Origin of the sequence: Pseudomonas sp. P97.38 (assembly GCF_001269745.1) — a bacterium.
Taxonomy (GTDB): Bacteria; Pseudomonadota; Gammaproteobacteria; order Pseudomonadales; family Pseudomonadaceae; genus Aquipseudomonas; species Aquipseudomonas chlororaphis_E.
Genome location: NZ_LHVJ01000012.1, coordinates 32,170 through 53,751, shown reverse-complemented (window position 1 = coordinate 53,751; position 21,582 = coordinate 32,170). Strand labels below are relative to the sequence as shown.

The 21,582-nt window shown below is 62.3% G+C and carries 14 protein-coding genes; 8 read left to right on the top strand and 6 right to left on the bottom strand.

Going from position 1 to position 21,582, the window contains the following annotated elements; all coding sequences use genetic code 11:
* Positions 1–7: 7 nt before the first annotated feature.
* Both AD664_RS07310 and AD664_RS07305 read left to right on the top strand, forming a co-directional pair.
* On the top strand, positions 8–1,750 hold the full coding sequence (locus AD664_RS07310) for a PTS fructose-like transporter subunit IIB (protein WP_042729971.1): 1,743 nt from the start codon (positions 8–10) through the stop codon (positions 1,748–1,750).
* 197 nt (positions 1,751–1,947) lie between these two features.
* Entirely contained in the window at positions 1,948–3,489 is a 1,542-nt protein-coding gene (locus tag AD664_RS07305) for an alkaline phosphatase (RefSeq protein WP_053145604.1), read from the top strand.
* Between the two features lie 134 nt (positions 3,490–3,623).
* Here AD664_RS07305 and AD664_RS07300 read toward each other — a convergent pair whose 3' ends face one another.
* Positions 3,624–6,149: a sulfite reductase flavoprotein subunit alpha gene (locus AD664_RS07300; RefSeq protein ID WP_053145729.1), complete on the bottom strand. Its 2,526-nt coding sequence runs from the start codon at positions 6,147–6,149 to the stop codon at positions 3,624–3,626.
* Between the two features lie 271 nt (positions 6,150–6,420).
* Positions 6,421–8,739 (bottom strand): TonB-dependent siderophore receptor, encoded by a 2,319-nt coding sequence (locus tag AD664_RS07295; protein ID WP_053145602.1) that lies wholly within the window; start codon positions 8,737–8,739, stop codon positions 6,421–6,423.
* A 210-nt stretch (positions 8,740–8,949) separates the two neighbouring features.
* Here AD664_RS07295 and AD664_RS07290 point away from each other — a divergent pair, with 210 nt between their 5' ends.
* From AD664_RS07290 to AD664_RS07275, 4 genes are all read left to right on the top strand, one after another.
* Entirely contained in the window at positions 8,950–9,630 is a 681-nt protein-coding gene (locus tag AD664_RS07290; RefSeq protein WP_042729968.1) for a Fe2+-dependent dioxygenase, read from the top strand.
* Positions 9,631–9,687: 57 nt separating this feature from the next.
* Entirely contained in the window at positions 9,688–10,398 is a 711-nt protein-coding gene (locus tag AD664_RS07285; RefSeq protein ID WP_053145600.1) for a tetratricopeptide repeat protein, read from the top strand.
* A gap of 217 nt (positions 10,399–10,615) precedes the next feature.
* Entirely contained in the window at positions 10,616–12,886 is a 2,271-nt protein-coding gene (locus tag AD664_RS07280; RefSeq protein ID WP_053145598.1) for an alpha-xenorhabdolysin family binary toxin subunit A, read from the top strand.
* A gap of 21 nt (positions 12,887–12,907) precedes the next feature.
* Positions 12,908–13,819, top strand: coding sequence for a hypothetical protein (locus tag AD664_RS07275; protein WP_053145596.1), 912 nt, complete (start codon positions 12,908–12,910; stop codon positions 13,817–13,819).
* Between the two features lie 48 nt (positions 13,820–13,867).
* Here AD664_RS07275 and AD664_RS07270 read toward each other — a convergent pair whose 3' ends face one another.
* Positions 13,868–15,031, bottom strand: a complete 1,164-nt coding sequence (locus AD664_RS07270; protein WP_042732281.1) for a type III PLP-dependent enzyme — start codon at positions 15,029–15,031, stop codon at positions 13,868–13,870.
* A gap of 727 nt (positions 15,032–15,758) precedes the next feature.
* Here AD664_RS07270 and AD664_RS07265 point away from each other — a divergent pair.
* Both AD664_RS07265 and AD664_RS07260 read left to right on the top strand, forming a co-directional pair.
* Positions 15,759–17,198: a DUF2599 domain-containing protein gene (locus tag AD664_RS07265; RefSeq protein ID WP_053145594.1), complete on the top strand. Its 1,440-nt coding sequence runs from the start codon at positions 15,759–15,761 to the stop codon at positions 17,196–17,198.
* A 138-nt stretch (positions 17,199–17,336) separates the two neighbouring features.
* On the top strand, positions 17,337–18,854 hold the full coding sequence (locus AD664_RS07260) for a hypothetical protein (protein ID WP_157061550.1): 1,518 nt from the start codon (positions 17,337–17,339) through the stop codon (positions 18,852–18,854).
* Between the two features lie 3 nt (positions 18,855–18,857).
* Here AD664_RS07260 and AD664_RS07255 read toward each other — a convergent pair whose 3' ends face one another.
* From AD664_RS07255 to AD664_RS07245, 3 genes are read right to left on the bottom strand one after another with little or no spacing between them, the layout of a single operon-like run.
* Positions 18,858–20,015, bottom strand: coding sequence for a betaine/proline/choline family ABC transporter ATP-binding protein (locus AD664_RS07255; RefSeq protein WP_042731842.1), 1,158 nt, complete (start codon positions 20,013–20,015; stop codon positions 18,858–18,860).
* Positions 20,012–20,665 carry an ABC transporter permease gene (locus AD664_RS07250; protein ID WP_053145590.1) on the bottom strand — a complete coding sequence of 218 codons (654 nt, stop codon included), beginning with the start codon at positions 20,663–20,665 and terminating at the stop codon, positions 20,012–20,014. The genes AD664_RS07255 and AD664_RS07250 overlap by 4 nt, the downstream gene beginning before the upstream one ends.
* A gap of 12 nt (positions 20,666–20,677) precedes the next feature.
* Positions 20,678–21,571 carry a glycine betaine ABC transporter substrate-binding protein gene (locus AD664_RS07245; RefSeq protein ID WP_047738336.1) on the bottom strand — a complete coding sequence of 298 codons (894 nt, stop codon included), beginning with the start codon at positions 21,569–21,571 and terminating at the stop codon, positions 20,678–20,680.
* Positions 21,572–21,582 lie beyond the last annotated feature (11 nt).

Here is a 21,582-nt window from a genome sequence, read left to right as displayed (position 1 = left end):
TCGCGAGATGAAATTAGCCATTGTGACGGCCTGCCCGAACGGCATGGTCACCAGTGTGTTGTGCGCCCGCCTGCTGGATGCGGCGGCGCAGCGCCAGGGTTGGAGCACCAGCGTCGAGGTGCATGACGCGGCTCATCCGGAGCGCCAATTGTCGGCGGCAACCCTCGAAGCGGCCGAATGGGTCTTGCTGGTGGCCACCGGACCGGTGGACCTGTCGCGGTTCGTCGGCAAGCGCCTGTTCCGCAGCACTCCGGCCCAGGCCCTGCAAGACGTCGATTCGCTATTACGGCGCGGCGCCGAAGAAGCCCAGGTGCTGGTCGAGTCGCAGGTGGCGGAAGAGGCGCCGGGCGCTTCGGCCGAAAGGGCGCCGCGCCTGGTCGCCATCACCGCGTGCCCGACGGGCGTTGCCCACACTTTCATGGCCGCCGAGGCATTGCAGCAGGCCGCGAAGAAGCTCGGTTATGACCTGCAAGTGGAAACCCAGGGCTCGGTGGGCGCGCGCAATCCGTTGAGCGCCGAAGCCATTGCCGAGGCCGATGTGGTGCTGCTGGCCACTGACATCGAAGTCGCCACCGAGCGTTTCGCCGGCAAGAAAATCTACCGTTGCGGCACCGGCATTGCCCTGAAACAGGCTGAAGCCACGCTGAACAAGGCCTTGGTCGAAGGCCGCCAGGAAAGCGTTTCGAGCAGCGCCGCCGGCCCGGCCAAGTCGGAGAAGACCGGGGTCTACAAACACTTGCTGACCGGCGTGTCGTTCATGCTGCCGATGGTGGTGGCGGGTGGTTTGTTGATTGCGTTGTCGTTCGTGTTCGGCATCACGGCCTTCAAGGAACCCGGCACGCTGGCCGCCGCCCTGATGCAGATTGGTGGCGACACCGCCTTCAAATTGATGGTGCCGTTGCTGGCTGGCTACATCGCCTATTCCATCGCCGACCGTCCGGGCCTTGCGCCCGGGATGATCGGCGGGATGCTGGCGAGTACCCTGGGCGCCGGCTTCATTGGCGGGATCATCGCCGGTTTCCTGGCCGGTTACGCGGCCCAGGCGATCAACCGCTACGCACGCTTGCCCCAGAGCCTGGAAGCGCTCAAGCCGATCCTGATCATCCCGCTGCTGGCGAGCCTGTTCACCGGCCTGGTGATGATTTACGTGGTCGGCAAGCCGGTGGCGGGCATGCTCGAAGGCTTGACCCACTTCCTCGACAGCATGGGCACCACCAACGCCATTCTGTTGGGCGTGCTGCTGGGCGCGATGATGTGCATCGATCTCGGCGGGCCGATCAACAAGGCCGCCTATGCGTTCTCGGTGGGCCTGCTGGCATCGCAAAGCTATGCGCCGATGGCCGCGACCATGGCCGCCGGGATGGTGCCGCCGATTGGCCTGGGCATCGCCACCTTCATCGCCCGCCGCAAGTTCGCCCAGACCGAGCGCGAGGCCGGCAAGGCGGCGCTGGTACTGGGGCTGTGCTTCATCTCCGAAGGTGCGATCCCGTTCGCCGCCAAGGACCCGCTGCGCGTGATCCCGGCCAGCATCGCCGGCGGTGCGTTGACCGGTGCGCTATCGATGTACTTCGGCTGCAAGCTCATGGCGCCCCACGGGGGGCTGTTCGTGATGCTGATCCCCAACGCGATCAACCACGCGCTGTTGTATTTGCTGGCGATCGTGGCGGGGAGCCTGGTCACCGGCGTGGCGTATGCGCTGCTCAAGCGGCCTGAAGCGGTGGAGATGGCGTTGGAGCCGGCCAAGGCCTGATTCAAGCCACACCGTATCCCTGATGTGGGAGCGGGCTTGCTCGCGAAGGCGGCGGGTCAGTCGACGAACAGGTTGTCTGACACTGCGCCTTCGCGAGCAAGCCCGCTCCCACAGTGGTTTTGCGGTGCTTATAAAATCCCTGTCACACCCGATTAACACACCCATGCTTAAGTCTCCCTAATTCAAGGGAGAACACCATGAGCGAATTCGACCGGGACCGGCGTCGTGTGATACAGGCCGTGGGCGCAGGATTATTGTTGCCGGGGTTGGCGCCGGTGGTGTTGGCATCGGTCAAGGATCGCCCGGTGTTGACCGACGGTGTGCAGTCCGGCGATTTGCAGGGTGATCGGGCGATGGTCTGGAGCCGCAGCGACCGTCCGGCGCGGATGGTGGTGGAGTGGGACACCCGCAGCCAGTTTCGCAATCCGCGGCGGGTGGTTTCGCCATTGGCCGACCGCCGCAGCGACTTCACCGCCCGGGTCGAACTCACCGGGTTGCCGCCCGACCAGGCGATTTTCTACCGGGTGCGCTTTGAAGATGCCCAGAGCGGCGTCGCCAGCGAGCCCTGGTTCGGCCATCTGCGCAGCGCGCCGCAGTTCAAGCGCAACATTCGCTTTGTCTGGAGCGGCGACACCGTCGGCCAGGGCTTTGGCATCAACCCCGACATCGGCGGCATGCGCATCTATGAAGCCATGCGCCTGCGCCTGCCGGACTTCTTCATCCACAGCGGCGACACCATCTACGCCGACGGTCCGGTGCCGGCGCAACTCACCACCGAAGGTGGCCGTGTCTGGCGCAATCTCACCACCGAAGCCAAGAGCAAGGTCGCCGAGACCCTGGATGAATATCGCGGCAACTACCGTTACAACCTGATGGATGAAAACGTGCGGCGCTTCAACGCCGAGGTGCCGCAGATCTGGCAGTGGGACGACCACGAAGTGGTCAACAACTGGTCGCCCGGCAAGCAACTGGACGAGCGCTACCAGACCAAGGATATCCACAGCCTGGTGGGGCGTGCGCGGCAGGCCTGGCTGGAGTACGCGCCGATGCGCCTGCAGAAGGCCGATAACGGTGGGCGGATCTATCGCAAGCTCGGCTACGGGCCGATGCTGGATGTGTTCGTGCTCGACATGCGCAGCTACCGCGAAGCCAACGACGCCAACCTCGGCGCGGCGAAGCCGTTCCTCGGGCGCGAGCAGTTGAATTGGCTCAAGCGCGAATTGAAGCAGTCCCGGGCCCAATGGAAGGTCATCGCCGCCGACATGCCCATCGGCCTCGGCGTGCCCGATGGCGAGGTCAGCCCCGGCGTGCCGCGCTGGGAAGCGGTGGCCAACGGTGACCCGGGGCAGGCCCAGGGACGGGAAGTGGAAATCGCCGAACTGCTCGGCTACCTGCGCAAGCATCAGGTGCGCAACTACGTCTGGCTCACCGCCGATGTTCATTATTGCGCGGCCCATCACTATCACCCGGAACAGGCGGCGTTCCAGGATTTCGAGCCATTCTGGGAATTCGTCGCCGGGCCGTTGAACGCCGGCAGTTTCGGCCCCAACGCCCTGGACAAGACCTTCGGCCCCGAAGTGGTGTTCCAGAAGGCGCCCCCCGCCCAGAACGCCTCGCCGTTTGCCGGCTACCAGTTCTTCGGCGAGGTGAACATCGACGGACAGAGCGGGGCGATGAGCGTGGTGTTGCGGGATCTGGAAGGGGTGGCGGTGTTCGAGAAGAAGTTGGAGCCGGTTTGACCCAAGGCTGACCGGGACTCCCCTGTGGGAGCGGGCTTGCTCGCGAATGCGTCGTGTCAGTCATGCATCTATCAACTGACACACCGCTTTCGCGAGCAAGCCCGCTCCCACAGGGGATCGTGTTGCCTGGGCGATCAGTAGACGTCCCGCCGATAGCGTCCCTGTTCGATCAATTGCTCCACGGCCTCACGTCCCAGCGCTTCGTTGAGCACCTGGTCCACGCCCGATGCCATGCCCTGCAAGCTGCCGCAGACGTAGATCACCGCGCCATCGGCCAACCATTGCTTGAGCCGTGCGGTGGATTCGCGCAACCGGTCCTGGACGTAGATTTTCTCCGACTGGTCCCGAGAGAACGCCAGGTCCAGGTGTTCCAGGTCGCCCGAGGTGACCCATTCCTGCAACTCATCGCGGCAGTGGAAATCATGTTCGCGCTGGCGCTCGCCAAACAGCAGCCAGTTGCGCTGCATGCCTTCGGCGACGCGGGCCTTGAGCAGGCTGCGCAGGCCGGCCAGGCCGGTGCCATTGCCGAGCAGGATCATCGGCACGCCCTGGGGCGGCAAGTGGAAGCCGCTGTTGCGGTGTACCCGCAGGCTGATGGCGCTGCCCAGCGGCGCATGTTCAGTGAGCCAGCCGGAACCGATGCCCAGGCTGCCGTCGGCGTGACGTTCCTGGCGCACGATCAGCTCCAGCACGCCGTCGGCCGGGATCGAGGCGATGGAGTACTCACGCATCGCCAGCGGTGCCAGGGCATCCACCAGCGCCTGGGCGTGCAGGCCCACCAGGTGGGCGCGGTTTTCCGGCAACTGGCGGGTGGCCAGGGCTTGTTCGAGCGTCTGGGGCAAACCATCGAGCTGGACGCGGGCGTGGCCGGCGATGCCGAGGCCGTCGAGGAAGTGCTCGATGGCCCACAGGTCATTGCGCGGCAGCACCTGCACCAGGTCACCGGCCAGCCAACTGCTCGGGCCGGGCGCCGTGAGGCCCAGCAGGTACACGCCCGCGCTGCTGCTGTCGGGGTTGAGCAGGGTGCGTTGGCTCAGCGTCCATTGCTCGAAGGCGGGCGCTTGCCAGGTGTCGGCGGGCGCCTGGCCGGTCAAGTCGGCCAACTGTTGTTGCCAGTGGCGCAGGGCGTACGGGTCGCCGCTGTCGACTTCCACCGGGGCGAACAGCGTCTTGCCGCCATGGGCCGACAGCCAGGCGTGCAAGCGCCGGGCGAAGCCGCAGAAGTGTTCATACTGGCGATCGCCCAGGCCCAGCACCGAGTACTGCAGGCGTTCCAGGCTCAGGGCGCGGCCCAGTACCTTGCGTTCGAAACCGCGGGCACTGTCCGGCCCTTCGCCGTCGCCGAACGTGCTGACGACGAACAGCGCGTGGGTGGCGTTGCTCAGGTCCTGCTCGCTGACCCCGGCCAGGGCCTGGACCTTGACCGGCAACCCGGCGGCCTGGAGCTGGCCGGCGGTCTGCCAGGCCAACTGCTCGGCGAAGCCGCTCTGGCTGGCGAAGCCGATCAGCCAGGCCGGCCCGGCGCCCGGCTGGGTAACCAGTTCCTGGCGAGCCTGCCGGACCTGGCGCTGCTTGCGGCGCCGGTCCAGGTACAACAACCAGCCGGTGATGAAGAACAGCGGCATGGCCAGGGCGGCGACCGTTACCAGAATCCGCCCGACCAGGCCGAAATAGCTGCCGACATGCAACGCATAGACGCTGGTGAGCAATTGCGCCTTGAAGCTCTTGTCGCTGTAGCGGCTGTGCCGGCTGATGGCGCCGGTGGCCGGGTCGAGCATGAGCTGGTTCAGGGCCCGGTCGTGGGGCGAGTTTTTCAGCAGGTAGAACACCGTGGCCGGTTGCCCGGCCACGGGCGGCATGCGCACGTTGTAGGCGGACAAGTCCGGGCCGGCCGCGCTGTAGATGCTGCTCCACATGGCGCGGTAGTCGGCCACCGGCGGCGGGCCCTCAGGCGCCGGGCCGCGATTGCGCGCGCGTTCTTCCTGGGGGGCATCGGAGAGCAGGCGGGTCACGCCTTTGTTGTACCAGTCGTAGGACCAGGTCAGCCCGGTCAGGGCCGCCAGCAGATAGAACAACAGGCACCAGGTGCCGGCCACCGAGTGCAGGTCCCAATTGAAGTTGCGACCTTTCTTGGCCCAGTCGAGGGTCAGCCAGGCGCGCCAGTTGCGCCACTGGCGTGGCCAGCGCAGGTACAGGCCCGACAGGCAGAAGAACACCAGGATCAACGTGCAGGCGCCGGTGATTTGCCGGCCCACTTCGTCGAGGGTCAACACGCGGTGTAACTTGAGCATCAGGCCGAAAAAATCCTGGCCTGCCACGTCACCCATGAACTGGGCGGTGTAGGGGTTGAAATAGCGCATGGCCCCGCGCTTTTCCCCGGGCGGCGCGGTGAAGATCACCCGCGCGGCGTTGCCGTTGTCGGTCTCGACCCAGAGCATGGCGACGGTCTTGCCGGACGCGGCTTCGATCTGTTCCACCAACTCGGCGGGGGGCAGCACGCCGGCCGGTTGCTTCTCGACCGCCAGCACCTGGGGGTTTAGGGCCCGCAGGATCTCGTCCTGGAACGACACCATCGCCCCGGTGATGCCCATCAACGCCAGGACCAGCCCGGCACTGATGCCGAAAAACCAGTGCAACTGGAACAGGGTTTTCTTCAACACGTCGCCGCCTCGTTCATTCATTACTGTTCATCACGGCGCGCATTATGCCGTGTGTTATCGAGAACCATTCATAAACACACATAAAAGCCCCACTCATGCGGATGAGTGGGGCTTTTATGTGTGCAGTGAATGGTCAATCGTGTGGGAGCGGGCTTGCTCGCGAAGGCGCAGTGTCAGGCAACCTGTTCGTCGACTGACCCGCCGCCTTCGCGGGCAAGCCCGCTCCCACAGGTCCTCAGGCTGACCATTTGATCCGGGTTCCTGGCTCCAATCAGAAGTGGAAGTTGGTACTCAGCAACGCGGTGCGCCCGGCCGCCTGGTTGGCGAAGTGGGTCGAGAACGCTTTGTCGTAGTAGGTTTCGTCGGTCAGGTTCTGCACGTTGAGTTGCAGGTCCAGGTGCTTGTTGACCTTGTAGTTGGCCATCGCGTCGTAACGCACGTAGGCGTCGACCTGGGTGGTATTGGCCACGCTGCCGAACACGTCGTCGACATAGAACGCGCCGCCGCCAATGGTCAGCTTCGAGGTGAGCGCGTAGGTGGTCCAGACGCTGGCGCTGTTCTTCGGCGTGTTCGGCAGTTCGTTGCCGTCGGTGGTGCTCATCGGGCCGCCATCGACTTGCTCGCTGTCCAGGTAGCTGTAGCCCGCGAAGACCTGCCACTTATCGGTGATCTTGCCGCTGGCCGACAGTTCGAGACCGTCGACGCGGGTCTTGCCGGCGTTCTCGTACGTGGTGGTGTCGACCTGGACCCGGGCGTTGTCTTTCTCCGTGCGGAAGATCGCCGCGGTCAGCGAGAGGCGGGCGTCGAGCAGGTCCCACTTGGTGCCGATCTCGTAGTTCTTGGTGGTTTCCGGTTCCATGTCGCTGGCCAGCAGGTTGCCGCTGCGGTCCGGCGTGCCGCCCAACGGGTTGCCTTCGGTGCCTTCGCCGACCATGTTGCCTGGCGGTGTGGCCGATGTGGCGTACGAGGCGTAGAGACTGCCGTTGTCCGTCGGTTTCCAGACCAGGCCGAACTGGCCGGTGATGAACTCGCTGGTGTCATCGCCCTTGGACGTGGTGGTGCCGGCGGCGTTGTAGGTCTTGTACTTCGTGTCGAAATGGTCGTAGCGCAGGCCCATGTTCACCAGCCATTGCGGCGACAGCTCCAGGGTATCGAACACATAGAGCGCGCGGGTGACGCTGGTGGTGTCGGTGCCGGCGTAGTTGCGCGCAATCGTGCCGTTCCACGGGTCATCGGGGTTCGGGTTGGAGAGCGACGTGCAGTTGTAGCCACTCGACGCGCCGATCATCGACGGCGTGCAGTTGGTGTTCGCTGCGGTGGTTCCCGGCACCGTGTCGGTGTTGACGGTGTAGGAAGACTTTTCGCCTTTCTCGCGGCTCAGTTCGATGCCGGTGGAGAAACTGTTCTTGAAGCCGGCGATGTAGAAGTCACCGAACAGGTCGGTCTGGTTGGTGGTGGTGTCGACATTGCTCACGCGGCTATTTGCCCGGCGCCAGACCGTGCCGTTGTTGACGTTGCCCTTGCTGTCGTCAGGCTGGGTCAGGATGTAGTCCTGCATGCTCGAACCGTGGCGCAGGGTGTTCTTGAGCGTCAGCGCCTCGCTCAAGTCGTGCTCGATGGCGAAGGTGGCCGTGTCGGTGCGGGTCTTGCGAAAGTCCCGGTCGGTGAGGCCGTAGAAGTTGCTGCTGTCGCCGTCGTCGTTGGGCTTGTCCGGGTTGGCCTTGGTGCGGTCGGCCGTGCGGCCCGAGGTCGGTACGGTGTAGGGGATGCCTGAGTCCGGCAGGTCGTTGCTTTCCAGGTGGTAGTAATCGAGGTTGACCCGGGTATCGGTGCCCAGGCCGAACGCCAGCGACGGCGCGATGCCCCAGCGGTCGTAGTCGACCTTGTCGCGGCCGGCGACATTGCTTTCATGGCTCATCAGGTTGAGGCGGCCGGCGGCGGTGTCGCTGAACTGATAGTTGCCGTCCAGGGTGTAGCGCTGGGTCTGGTCCGAGCCCCAGGTGAAGCCGCCGTCGAGGCTGTCGCCCAGGTGCGCTTTCTTGCTGACCAGATTGATCGTCCCGCCTGCGGCACCGCGCCCGCCGACGGCGGAGTTCGGGCCTTTGCTCACTTCAATCGATTCCACGGCGAAGATCTCGCGGCTCTGCGAACCGGTGTCGCGCACGCCGTCGAGGTAGGTGTCGCCCTGGGCATCGAAACCGCGGATGAACGGACGGTCGCCCTGAGGGTTGCCCCCTTCACCGGCACCGAAGGTGATGCCGGGCACGGTGCGCAAGGCGTCCTGCATGTTCAGTGCGCCCGTGTCCTTGAGCACCTGCTGCGGGATAACGGTGACCGAGCGTGGCGTGTCCACCAGCGGCGCGGTGTATTTCGGGGAAGAGGCTTTTTCGACCTGATAGGACGTCGCGTCCTGGCCCTGGCCGGTGATGCGGGTGGCGTCCAGGGCGATGGCGTTGCGCGGGGCGTTCTCATCGGTGTCCTGCGCGGCCTGGGCCACGTGCGTCGCGGACGTTGCACTGAGGGCGACGCCGATGGCCGACGCCAGCAGGCGAGGTGAGTTGACCGGTGATGGTGTGGGTTGACGCGACATGAAAAATTCCTTCCCCCAAGGATTCGAGGCCGCGGAATATAGGGTAAACAGGGTTTTGTATCAATTGCGAAATATTGCTATTTGAGAGGAATTTACATTCTTTACAATTTGCCTTTACGGGTGCTCCAGGTGCGACATCGACGGGGGTTGTGCACAGCCAATAAGAATCACTACCATTGGCGCCCCATTTTATCCACAGGTCCAAATGCCATGTTGCTGCACATTCCCGGCGTGTTTTCTCCTGAAGAAGTGCAGCGCATCCGCGAGGCGCTGGAGCAGGCCGAGTGGGCGGACGGCAAGGTCACGGCGGGTTTCCAGTCGGCCAAGGCCAAGCACAACCTGCAGTTGCCCGAGGGCCATCCGCTGGCCAAGGAGATCGGTGCCGCGATGCTGGACCGGCTGTGGAAAAACCCGTTGTTCATGTCGGCCGCGCTGCCGCACAAGGTGTTCCCGCCCCTGGTGAACTGCTACACGGCGGGCGGCAATTTCGATTTTCATATCGACAACGCGGTGCGCCAGCCCAAGGGCAGTGCCGAGCGGGTGCGCACCGACCTGTCGGCCACGTTGTTCTTCAGCGATCCGCAGGACTATGACGGCGGCGAACTGGAAATCCAGGACACCTATGGCACCCAGCGGGTCAAGTTGCCGGCCGGGGACATGGTGCTGTACCCGGGCACCAGCCTGCACAAGGTCACCCCGGTCACTCGCGGCGCACGTTATGCCTCGTTCTTCTGGACCCAAAGCCTGGTGCGCGAAGACAGCCAGCGGGCGCTGCTGTTTGAAATGGACGGCGCGATCCAGCAACTGACCCAGGACATGCCCGATCACCCCTCGTTGATTCGCCTGACCGGCACTTATCACAACCTGCTGCGCCGCTGGGTCGAGGTGTAAGTGACGGACTTTCGTCTGCGACGCCAGGAAGTGCTCGACACTGATGCGCTCACGACCATGCTCGACGAAAGCCCGGCGCGGGCCGCCCAGGCGATCCTGGTCGCCGCCCGTGAGGGAGTGCTCGAAGCCCAGGCCCTGCTCGGGCAGATCCTGCTCGACGGCCAGGGCATCAGCCGCGATGCGCCGCTGGCCCTGCGCTGGTTCAGCATTGCCGCCGGGCGCGGGCACCTGATGGCGCGCAACATGCTCGGGCGCTGTCATGAACACGGCTGGGGCTGCACCGCCGATGCGTCGATCGCCGCCAGGCATTATCGCCAGGCCGCCGAGGCAGGCCTGGACTGGGCGATGTACAACTACGCCAACCTGTTGGCGACCGGGCGTGGTGTACCTGAGGACCAAGGCCAGGCGCTGCGTCTGTACCGTCGTGCCGCCGAACAGGGGCACGCGAAGTCGATGAACCTGCTGGGCCGTTACCTGGAAGAGGGGCGTGCCTGTCCAGCGGACCCGGTTGCCGCGGCCCAGTGGTATCGACGTTCAGCCGAAGGCGGTGATTTCCGCGGGCAGTTCAGCCATGGCTGCGTGTTGCTGGCCGGCCACCGGGTCGACGAAGGACTGGCCTGGCTGCGGCGCGCCCTGGAGGGCGGCAATCTCAATTTCCTACGGGTGGCGGTGCACACCTTGGCCCGGGCGCAGATGCCGGTGTTGCAGCCTTTGGTCGAGGCGTATCAGGCGCGTATCGCGGTATTGGATCAAGGCGCGGTTGGGTAATAGCCGAACGGCTTATTTATCTATTCATACTTGAATGTCGTCGCTTGCTATAAACGCTTGGCGGGTTTGTAGTATCCGCTAATGTTTGCATTGTTTTCGCACTTTGACTTTATTTGCTTCGATCGACTAGTGTCCGAACGGTCGTAGGTAATGTGTACTTCCGTTCGGCAGCGTTCAGTTAATTGTTGTCGGGCAATCGATAATTAAAGGATTAATTATGAATACCCATGCTGTGTGGAGCGAGGCACTTGAAGATGCTTCGTCCGAAGAAATCACCTTGTTTGCGCAATTGGCACCGAAGACGCTGTCCAACGCCTCGGCACCGACCCAGGAAGGCGAGTCCCGTGGCAAGGGCCTGTTGCTGACCAAAAAGCAGATCATCGACCTGAGAAAGTATGAGTCGGCTGCCCTGGCGCTGCCCTACCACGTGGCCGATGTGAAGGATTACCTGAACTTCGGTGATCCTGCCGGAGGCGGAGCGGGGCTGCGTGTCGACGACTTCGTCAAGACCTTCCGCGCCACCCGCGCCCACGCCCGTCGCTGGTCGCCCCTGCGTGAATCGATCATGCTGACCGGCAGCCAACTGAAGTTGTTTGCCGCCAGCATGGCCATTTACGAAAGGTCCATGGAAGAAGTCTATGACGATGTCCGGGCCGCTCGGTTACTGGATAAAAATAATATTGAAACCCTGGAACAGCTAAAACAACTGGAGTTGGAACTGGGGGGTAAGTTTCCCGGTATTGATTTGCCGCCGGGCACGGTGGAAGACATCGGCTACTATCTGGATCAGATCTACAAGAAAGTGGGGGATAATCTCAAGGTCGTTAAAAGCATCAAGTTGGCACTGGACCACTTTGGCTATGACTTGCGTCAGCACATCCTGCCGGAGATCAAACTACGCCTCAGTTTGATTGGCAGTACGTTGTTGCCGGCCGAAGTCGAGATGCTCAAGCGACAGGTCGATGACCGGGCCTTGCGCATCGAAGAGAAAAATACCGAATACGCCAATGCCGTGGAGCGGTCCCTCGGTGCGGCCACGGGCATGAACCTGATCGGCCTGGCGCTGGCCATTTACCTGGGGGTGGAGGCCGAAAACATCCGCGCCGAACGAAACCGCCTGTACCAGGAGCAGGAAGCGGCCATAGAAGAGCTGCGGGGCAAACACCAGACCCTGGGTTCCCTGAGCCGGGTCAAACACGACCTGCAAGGCCTTGAACTGGTGGCGATCGACGCCGACATCGCCACGCAGAACCTGATGCACGTCTGGAATGTCATGCACCTCTACGTCCAGTCTTCCCAGGATGCGGTGGCCAAAATCACTGATGCCCTCAGGCTGCGCCTGTTCATGCAGGCCTTCCGGGCAGTGGCCTCGCCCTGGAAGCAGATCGAGCACGATGCAGATGCCCTGATCGCGGTGTTCAAGGAAGCCGACGAGGAATACGAGCGTGTCTATGGCATCAGGACACGCGCCGCGTTTGCCATGCTGCCGAGCATCGATTACCCAACGGTCGATACCGGCATCCTGGCCGACAGCAACCGGCTGATGAGGGACGGCGCCGTTCAATCCCGCGTGCTGTTCATCCGCTGGAATTACCTGCCGCAACTGCATCAACGGTTCGATGCCCTGGTGCTCGGCGTGGACCACAGCAGCGATGTGCTCAAAGAGGTGGCGCTGAGCACCCGGATGGCCCTCGAAGGCCGGGTGCGTCGCTTGCAGGCGCTGGACAAGGAGCTGGCAAGCGCCTTGGACGAACAGGATGTCCAGGACATCGAGGCGGACCGCGCCGGGGAGCTGGCACAGATGAGCCGCTGCGTGACGAAGTCCACCCGGCAGCTCAGCGATCAGTTGTCGACCATCCGCGACGTGTTCGACCGACGCCTGAGCTTGGGCTTCATCGAAGACATGGAACACGAACAACGCCGCGTCGAACTTGGCCTCAAGCGTCTGGAAGACGAGCGGGCCGAGCGTCAAAAGGCCCGAGGCCTGGCCAGCGACGCCATCGGCCTGCTCAAGACGGGCGGTATCGAAGCGATTGGCAACGACCTGGTGCTGACCCTGGAGCACGTGACGAAACTCGGTATCGCGCCACCGGAAGTCCAACTGATCATGCAGGCGATCGAGCAGCTCAAGAAGAGCCTGGCACAGGTCGGTGAAGGGGTTCGTTTCCTCGACCTGGTACGCGCACGCGACCAGTTGGTCGGGAAAATCCAGGCGCTGGACGCCGATATCGACAAGCTCCACAACCAGCTCAACGCCCTGAAGGGCAAGGTCCAGTTCATCCGGGTCATTCATGGCATCGACGACGAGCGCCAGCGCTATGTGGGCCAATATCTGGGCGTGGTCGTGGCTTACCGCTCGTTCGCCCGGTTGATCGAGGCCAATGCCTACCTCGAGCCAGAGCAGCGCAGCCTCGACCTGATCCACCAGGCACAGCGCTTCATGGCGTTCCTGGCACCGCTGGCCTTGCCCTTGGCGCTGCATGGATGAGGCCCACGGAGGCGAGGGATCATGGTCGATTTTTTGTTGGATGAGAAACACTTCTCGGCGTTGGGCGAATACATCGGTTTCCTGAGCGAGCTGCCGTGCAGCCTGGCGGAAATCGAGCAGTTCTCCGGTCTGTTCCGCCGCTCGGGGCATGTGTTGCTGACACCCCCCGATGCGCAGGCACTGACCCGCGCCGCGACGGACAATGAAAACCGTTGGAACGCGATTGTCTGTGTGGTCCCGTCGTTGGGTTTCATGGTGCATCGGCTGGTCGAAAAAACCGCCACCTTCGTGGCAGAGTTCGAGCAGGTGGCCCGGGATGCCATGCTGGCGACCGATCCCCCGTTGCTCGGCGACCTCGACCCGTCGCGCTTCTCGCCGGTCAACGTTGGTGCACAGGGGAGCAATCGCACCGCCAGCGTCATGCAACTGATCGACAACCTCTGTCGGCGGCTGGATGAATGTGTGGCCGCGGGGGCTCGCCTCAAGGCGTTGATCGTGAGCGTCTCACAGACCATCCACAGTCTTTTCGTGCGTTTCATCGATTCGTTGATGCTCAGGCTCTGTGCCTGTCATGGGCCGGTGCCCAAGATCGAGGTCTACTACGCCTTGGGGTGGATCAGCCTGCCCGGCATGCAGTACGATCCGGGCGCACAGCATTCCCAGGCGCAGCGCAAGGCATTGGCGCAAGCACACCTGAAAGCGTTGAACGGGCTTTATGTGCGCTCGACATCGGCGGCCAACAACATTGCCGACCTGTGCCATCGCCTGGGGTATTTCCTGACCCAGGTGAAGCTCGAGCTGCAAACCCATGATCGACAGCAGAGCCTGCGCCGGGCTAGGGCTTCGTTCGCTCAGTTGGCCTATCCGCTGGCGCAATTGAGGGCGATGGCCCACGCCTTGCGAGCGATGCCGTTGCGAGTGGAGGCGGGGTGATTGACCGTTCCCACGCAGGCGCGTGGGAACGTTCTGACGGGCGTCGATTTATACGTAGAAGGATTTCAGCGGCGGGAAGCCATTGAATTCCACCGCGCTGTAGCTGGTGGTGTAGGCACCGGTCGACAGCCAGTACAGGCGATCACCGATGGCCAGGTTCAGCGGCAAGCCGTACTTGTAGTTCTCATACATGATGTCGGCGCTGTCGCAGGTCGGGCCGGCGATGACCACTTCTTCCATCTCGCCTTTCTTCTCGGTCCAGATCGGGAACTTGATGGCTTCGTCCATGGTTTCGATCAGGCCGGAGAACTTGCCCACGTCGGTGTACACCCAACGCTCGACGGCGGTGCGCGATTTACGCGCCACCAGCACCACTTCGCTGACCAGGATGCCGGCGTTGGCAATCAACGAACGGCCCGGTTCCAGGATGATTTCCGGCAGGTCGTCGCCGAAGTCTTCCTTGAGGAAGCGAATGATTTCTTCGGCGTAGGTTTCCAGGCTGTTGGTGCGGGTGATGTAGTTGGCCGGGAAGCCACCGCCCATGTTGATCAGCTTGAGCACGATGCCGTCTTCTTCCTTGAGACGCTCGAAGATGACCTTGACCTTGGCGATCGCGGCGTCCCAGACGCTGATGTCGCGCTGTTGCGAGCCGACGTGGAACGAAATGCCGTAGGGCACCAGGCCCAGGTCGCGGGCCAGGATCAGCAGGTCCATGGCCATGTCGGTCTGGCAGCCGAATTTGCGCGACAGCGGCCAATCAGCCGTGGTCGAGCCTTCGGTGAGGATGCGCACATAGACTTTCGAGCCCGGCGCGGCCTTGGCGATGTTGCGCAGGTCGGCTTCGGAGTCGGTGGCATACAGGCGCACGCCCTTCTCGTAGAAGTAGCGGATGTCCTTGGATTTCTTGATGGTGTTGCCGTAGCTGATCTGGTCTGGCGTGACGCCGCGGCTCAGGACCTTGTCCAGCTCATAGATCGAGGCGATGTCGAAGTTCGAGCCTTTTTCCTTGAGCAGGTCGATGATTTCCACCGCCGGGTTGGCCTTCACGGCGTAGTAGACCTTGGCGAACTCGAAACCGGCGCGCAAGTCGTCGTAGGCCTGGGCAATCATCGCGGTGTCGATCACCACGAACGGGGTTTCCTGCTTGTCGGCGAACGCTTTCATCTTCTGGAAAGTTTCGCGCGCGAAATAATCTTCGACCTGGATCGACATACTTGGGACTCCTACTGGCAAACATCAGGATCAATGGGTGTGAAGGCCGGGTAGCCTTCGTGAACGTCCTCCGTATCCCCACTTTGGTTCGCCTACTTCCCAAGGCATTGCCGCCGAAAGCAAAAAGGCCATGGGCTGCGGGATGCCCTTGGCCTTGCTGTCTCGTCGTCAGTACTTGAGCCGGATGGATCGTTTCCAGCATGGACGTTCGGCGCGAACTTTAGGGCGTGAGGGGCCTGAGATCAACTAAAAATGTCGCGTTTTTGCACACATCCGTCGTGCGGGCGGCGACAGCTCCTGATGTAACCGACCTGCATGACAGATTGATGTTCCCCTGGATCGGTCAATGACGGCGCTCGCTGCGATACAGGTTCGAGGTTTGGGGTCTGTGTGGGGCGAGCGCGCTTACTCGCGCTGAGGTGCATAGCGGCCCCAAAAGGTGGTCATTACGCAACCGAGCGGGAGCAGGCTCCTGGCTACAGGGACAGGCGTAGCTCATTTGTTGATCAATGCCCCGCCTGTTATGAGGAAAACGTTTAATTAACCTCGATTGACTGTAACTTCTGACAGTAGGCACCCACCCAGGATTACCGAATACTCAAATCCAGACAGTCGTTCTTCATGATTTTAATGCTGCGGATGCCGGCTTATATCCGGCGCTCGGCGTATTGAATCGTGCCTTGAATCACTGCGGATTTTGCGATGTAGAGAACTCCAGGAGAGGGACATGCGCAAGTATCGGGTCATCTTGAACGCATCTTTAATGATCGGACTCTTCACCAGTTGCGGCTTGTCACAGGCCGACCCGGGAACGGACACGGCGAAGTTGATGGAGTACTGGTATCGATTGACCGCTCGCGATTGTGGCAGCGGCAGGTTGGCGTCCGATTGTTCAGGTCTGATACTTCGCGGGATCGCCAGTAAACAAAGTTATTTACCCTGGGATGCCAGTCCGTTTTCACACAGTGTTGAAGCCGGCGGAAGTGGTCTTTCGGCCGGTGGCACATCGGTTTCCTACTTGAGGAAGGACGTTGAGTTCAACGGCTTGGGAATGCTCCGCTACAACGGCTTTGCGTTGACGCCCAATGATTTCGTGGACGACAAGACCCAGTTCAAGATCAAAGTACTCTGCGCGTTTGTCATCGACTCCTGGACCAATTATCGGAACAACAACGGTTGCGGTGATTACCAGGAGAATGGCAACACCCTGGGCGTCGTCGAGGACTACTGCCAGAAGCTGAGCATCAGCAACCCCAAGGCCTGGATGGAACACTACGATCGCCAGACCCAGGACCCCGAGGTGACGAAAGCCCACCGTTTCCAATGCGGTTTCGATACGACTCGGGATTACTTCGGCAGCTATAACAAGGCCGACGCATTCAACACCTTTGTCGAGGCTCGCAAGGTGCTGGCCAAGGACCCGGAGGAGCAGGGCGATGCGATAAACACCCAGTCCGAGTTACGAATCGAAACCTGGCCGGATAACAAGTACTGGAACAGGGACTGGAGCAGCCAGGACCGCAAGAAGTTCGACGCGCCTGTCGCCAGTGACAGCGATTCAGCAAAAGCCACGCGCCTGGAACTTCCCATCGCCGCGTTCATTTATGAAAGTGGCGTGGATTACATCGACAGAACGACCCGGTCTTATACCGCCCGCGACTTCGCCCGTGATGACCAACGCCGTTGGGTGGAGCAGGGTAATGCCTGGAAGCCGATCATCAAGGTTCAATTTCCTCGTTCTATCGGCGAAGACGCGAAATTTGCCTACTACCCGGTCGATCAACAGATACCCGCCCCCGCGGACAGCCGTTCTTGTGATAACTACATCGAAAAACTCGAATGGGATAACAACTATGTAGAGCCGGTGTTGGGAACTATCTCCTCGCTCAAGATCACGCCCACGGCGTGTGGCAGAAAAGCCGGTGTCGGGAAAACCAATGTGGTGTTGGCCGAGTTGGCGATCAAGGCTGCGGCGCTCGATCCCAATCGCAAGGATTGGAATTTCGACAACATGGGCAGCAGCATGCGCCGCCAACTGGCCTGCCACCTCGATTCCCCGGACATCGCCGAGAACAAGCCCACCTGGAGCCTTGAGCCCGCCCGTCCCTACGTGGCCCATGACGTGATCATGAAGTTGCCGGGTGACAACAGATGTAATCCGCATTGAACGCAGGGGCCAGGCTGTCTGACCCGCCTCTGTGAAGGGCAGACGGCCTGGCCTGGGTGATGACCGGCCTTCCAGGTGACGAGCATGGCGAATCTCAGCCGCAAAAAATCGGTAAAGCTGTTCTTTTTGACGGGGTGCATGATTATCTCGTTGCAGTCCCTTGCTGAAACGCTCACGGGCGCGGCCCTGCAATCGGGCGAAGAGACGGCCGCCGACTTGACCCGCCGTTACTACGATACGGCGCTCAACTGCGGTTCGCCGACGGCACCGGCCTTTCTATGCTCGGGGGTGGTGGCACGCACGACCTACGCGGGCAACTTCGACCCTTGGGACCATAGCGAGTTTTCCAGGATGACCGGGGCCGTTTCGTTTTCCTACCTGCGCGCCGATGCCCGGTTTGGCGCTGCGCCCTGGGGCACCAACGACGCCAAGCATGGCTATATCTTTTACCCCATCCTCCAGACGCCGCCGGGTAAGGTCAAGCCATCGGTCATCTGCTACTTCCCTTACGACGGCGCCACCCTTTACCGCAGCAAACCAGGGGCCTACGGTTGCCGGGACAGCATCACGCAGTTCGTCTACCCACAGAGCAAGCCCTGCAATGAACAGAATATTTTCACCGCCAAGGCCTGGCTGGCGCATTTTCGCAAGGTGGCCTACGGCAACCCCGCCAGTTGTGCGTGGATGGTCAATGATGGGTTGAATGAGCAAGCCACCGCCAACTTCAATGCCGGCTTGCAAGTGCGAAAGGACGTTGAACTCGAGGCCGGTGGCGCCGATTTCAACTTCAAGAACCACAACGAACTTCGAATCGAGGCGTGGCCGGAAAAAAATCCGACCCCGTTGCCCATCCAGGCGTTTTTCTGGATCTCGGGCTCCAACGATCTGGAGGCTGCCAGGACCGACCAGAAGAAATACTTCGAACGGACCCAGGGGCTGTTCGTCCCCATTGTCCGGGTGACACTGCCGCCCGGTCCAAAGGAGCATTTCAGCTTTCAATACGTCAGTGCCGACCAGGCTATCAACCCGGTGGTGCCGGTCACCGCGTGGGGCGCGCCCGGCGTGCCCAAGGCCTACAGTTCAGCCACGGGCGAGCGCTTGAGTATCAAGAATATCTACCGGGACGATTACCTCGCCGTGCAATTGCCGCTCAGTGGCCTGGAGGCTGCCGATACGGTAAGCGTGCAGTGGCGAGGGCGGGTGCCGTACAGCAGCCCACCGGTGCGCTATGGCGACCTGCCTGCCGACAAGCAGGTGTTGATACCCCGTCCCGAAGTGGTCGACAGCGTCGGGCTGACGGTGCCGGTGAGCTACACCGTCAAGAAAGGTGGCGTCGGCGAACTCCAGACGTCCGCTGTGTTGTACCTGGCCATTGATCCCCAGGCCCTGGACCTTCCAGCGCCCGGTTATTCGGCCGGCACGGTGATCATCTATTCACCCGCCCCAGTGGGCTCGACGCTACGCGTACGGGCCATGGGACAGACCATCCTCGAAACGGGCAACCAACTCGTCACCGCCGGCCAGGCCAATCGCTTCGTGCTCGACCCGGCCTGGGTGGCGCAAAACCGAGGAAGAACGGTGTTGATCAACTACTCGGTCTTCACCAACCTGAGCCCGCAGTGGCTGTTTTCCCGGGTCCTCAGGGTTTCGCTGTAACGCTCAGCCGGCTGCCACTTCGGCTGGCGAGACGATGCTGGTCTTGCCGCCACGCGAGCGTCCGGAGCTCAGGTATTCGGCGATGGATTCCTGGGTCACCTCGCCGAGGAAGACCCGTTCGGCGTCCATCACCGGCAGCCACGAGCGGTTGAACTCGTACATGCGCGACAGCAGGATCCGCAAGTGTTCGTCGTAGGCCGCCGTGGCGTTGAACTCGCGCAGGAACTGCGCGCAGGTGCCGGTCTGGCGGTGCAGGTCACGGCGGCGCACATAGCCCAGCGCCTTGTTCTGGGCGCAGGTCACCACCACGTGGCGTCGGTCATGTTCGTCCATCAATTCCAGCGCCTCGGCCACCGGGGTTTCCGGGCTCACCGACGGGGCGTTGTCGGCCGCGTCCTCGGCCTTGACCAGCAGCAGTCGCTTGAGGGTGCTGTCCTGGCCAACGAAGTTGCTGACAAAGTCATCGGCCGGGTGCGCCAGCAGCGTATCCGGGTGATCGCACTGGATCAGCTTGCCAGCGCGGAAAATCGCGATCTTGTCGCCCAGCTTGATGGCTTCGTCGATGTCGTGGCTGACCATGATCACGGTCTTGTTCAGCGCCCGTTGCATCTCGAAGAACTCGTTCTGGATCATCTCGCGGTTGATCGGGTCCACCGCGCCGAAGGGCTCGTCCATCAGCAACAGCGGTGCATCGGCCGCCAGGGCTCGGATCACGCCGATCCGTTGTTGCTGGCCGCCCGACAGTTCCCGCGGGTAGCGGTGCAGGTACTGCTTGGGTTCGAGTTTGATCATGCTCATCAGCTCGCGGGCGCGGTCGTGGCATTTCTGCTTGTCCCAGCCGAGCAGCTTGGGCACCACCACGATGTTTTCCTCGATGGTCATGTTCGGGAACAGGCCGATCTGCTGGATCACATAGCCGATGTTGCGGCGCAGGGTCACCTCGTCGAGCCCGGTGGTGTCTTCGCCGTTGATCAGCACCTTGCCCGAGGTGGGCGGGATCAGGCGGTTGATCATCTTCAGCGTGGTGCTCTTGCCGCACCCCGATGGCCCGAGGAACACGCAGATCTCGCCTTCGTTGACGGTCAGGTTCACCGAGTCCACGGCCTTCACATCCTTGCCGTTGCTCTTGAAGGTTTTGCTGAGGTTTTGAAGTTCGATCATTTGGTTAATCCTTTTGGTGTCAGCGAGCGTTGCAGCCATTGCAGGAGCAGGTCGGCGAAGATGGCCAGGAGGCTGACCAGCACGGCGCCGACGATCAGCATCGACATGTCGCTGCGGCTGATGGAAGCGAGGATGAGCACGCCCAGGCCACCGGCACCGATGGTGGCGGCGATGGTCATGACGCCGATGTTCATGACCACGGCGGTGCGCACGCCAGCCAGGATCACCGGCACGGCGATGGGCAACTCGACCATGCGCAGGCGCTGGCCGAAGGTCATGCCGATGCCGCGGGCGGCTTCACGGATGCCCGGTTCGACACCGGTGAGGGCCAGGTAGGTGTTGCGCATGATCGGCAAGAGGGAATACAGGAACACGGCGGTGATCGCCGGCATCGGCCCCAGGCCCTGGCCGAACTTGGAGTAGAACGGCAGCAACAGGCCGAACAGCGCAATCGACGGGATCGTCAGCAGCACCGTCGCGCTGGCTTGCAACGGACCGGCCAGCGCCGGGAAACGGGTCATGAAAATGCCCAGCGGCACCCCGATGAAAATCGCCAGGCTCACGGCGATGCCCACCAGCGTGACGTGCTGCCAGGTCAGGTGCATCACTTGCTGCCAATCGAGATGGGAAAAGGCGTTCAACAGTTCCATGGCTTTTCCTCCTCAGGGGATGGGGTGCTGGCGCAGGAAATCGGCGGCAACGGTGGAAGGGCTTTGGTGGTCGACGTCGACCCGGGCGTTGAGCTGACGCATGGTTTCGTCGTCGAACAGCGCCGCCAGGGGCTTGAGTTGCTCGGCCAGTTGCGGGTGGGCGTCGAGGAATGCCTGGCGCACCACCGGCGCGGCGGTGTAGTCGGGGAAGTAGTGCTTGTCGTCTTCGAGCAACTTCAGCTTGAACGCGTTCAGCCGCCCGTCAGTGGTGTACACCAGGCCGGCGAACACCTGGCCGTTGCGCAGGGCGGTGTAGACCAGCCCTGCGTCCATCTGGCGGATGTTCTTGCGGGTCAGGTTCATGCCGTACTGTTCGACCATGCCTGCCAGGCCATCGGAGCGGTTGGCGAACTCGGTGTCCAGCGCCACCAGGTGGTTCTCCTGCGATTCGGCCTGCAACACCGTGTTCAACTGGCTGATGTTGTTGATCTGCGGGTACTGGCGAGCGATTTTTTCCGGCAGGGCCAGGGCGTAGGTGTTGCTGAACTTCGACGGTGCCAGCCAGGCCAGGCCTTTTTTTGCGTCGAGTTCTTTTACCCGGGCGTAGGACTGGGCGCTGTCGAGTTTTTCCGTGACGTGGTTGTAGGCCACCAGCGACACGCCGGTGTACTCCCAGAGCAGGTCCAGTTGTCCGGTTTCATGGGCGCTGCGGGCCAGGTTGCTGCCCAGGCCGCCGGTGATCTGCGCGTCGTAGCCTTTGCTGCGCAGGTATTGCGCGGTGATTTCCGCCAGCAGCGTCTGTTCGGTGAACACCCGCGCGCCAAGGCGGATCACCGGTTTTTCCGCCGCTTGGGCGAACCCGGCCAGCAACAGGGCGCAGCCCAGTATCAAGCTCAACTTCTTCATGATGATTCCTT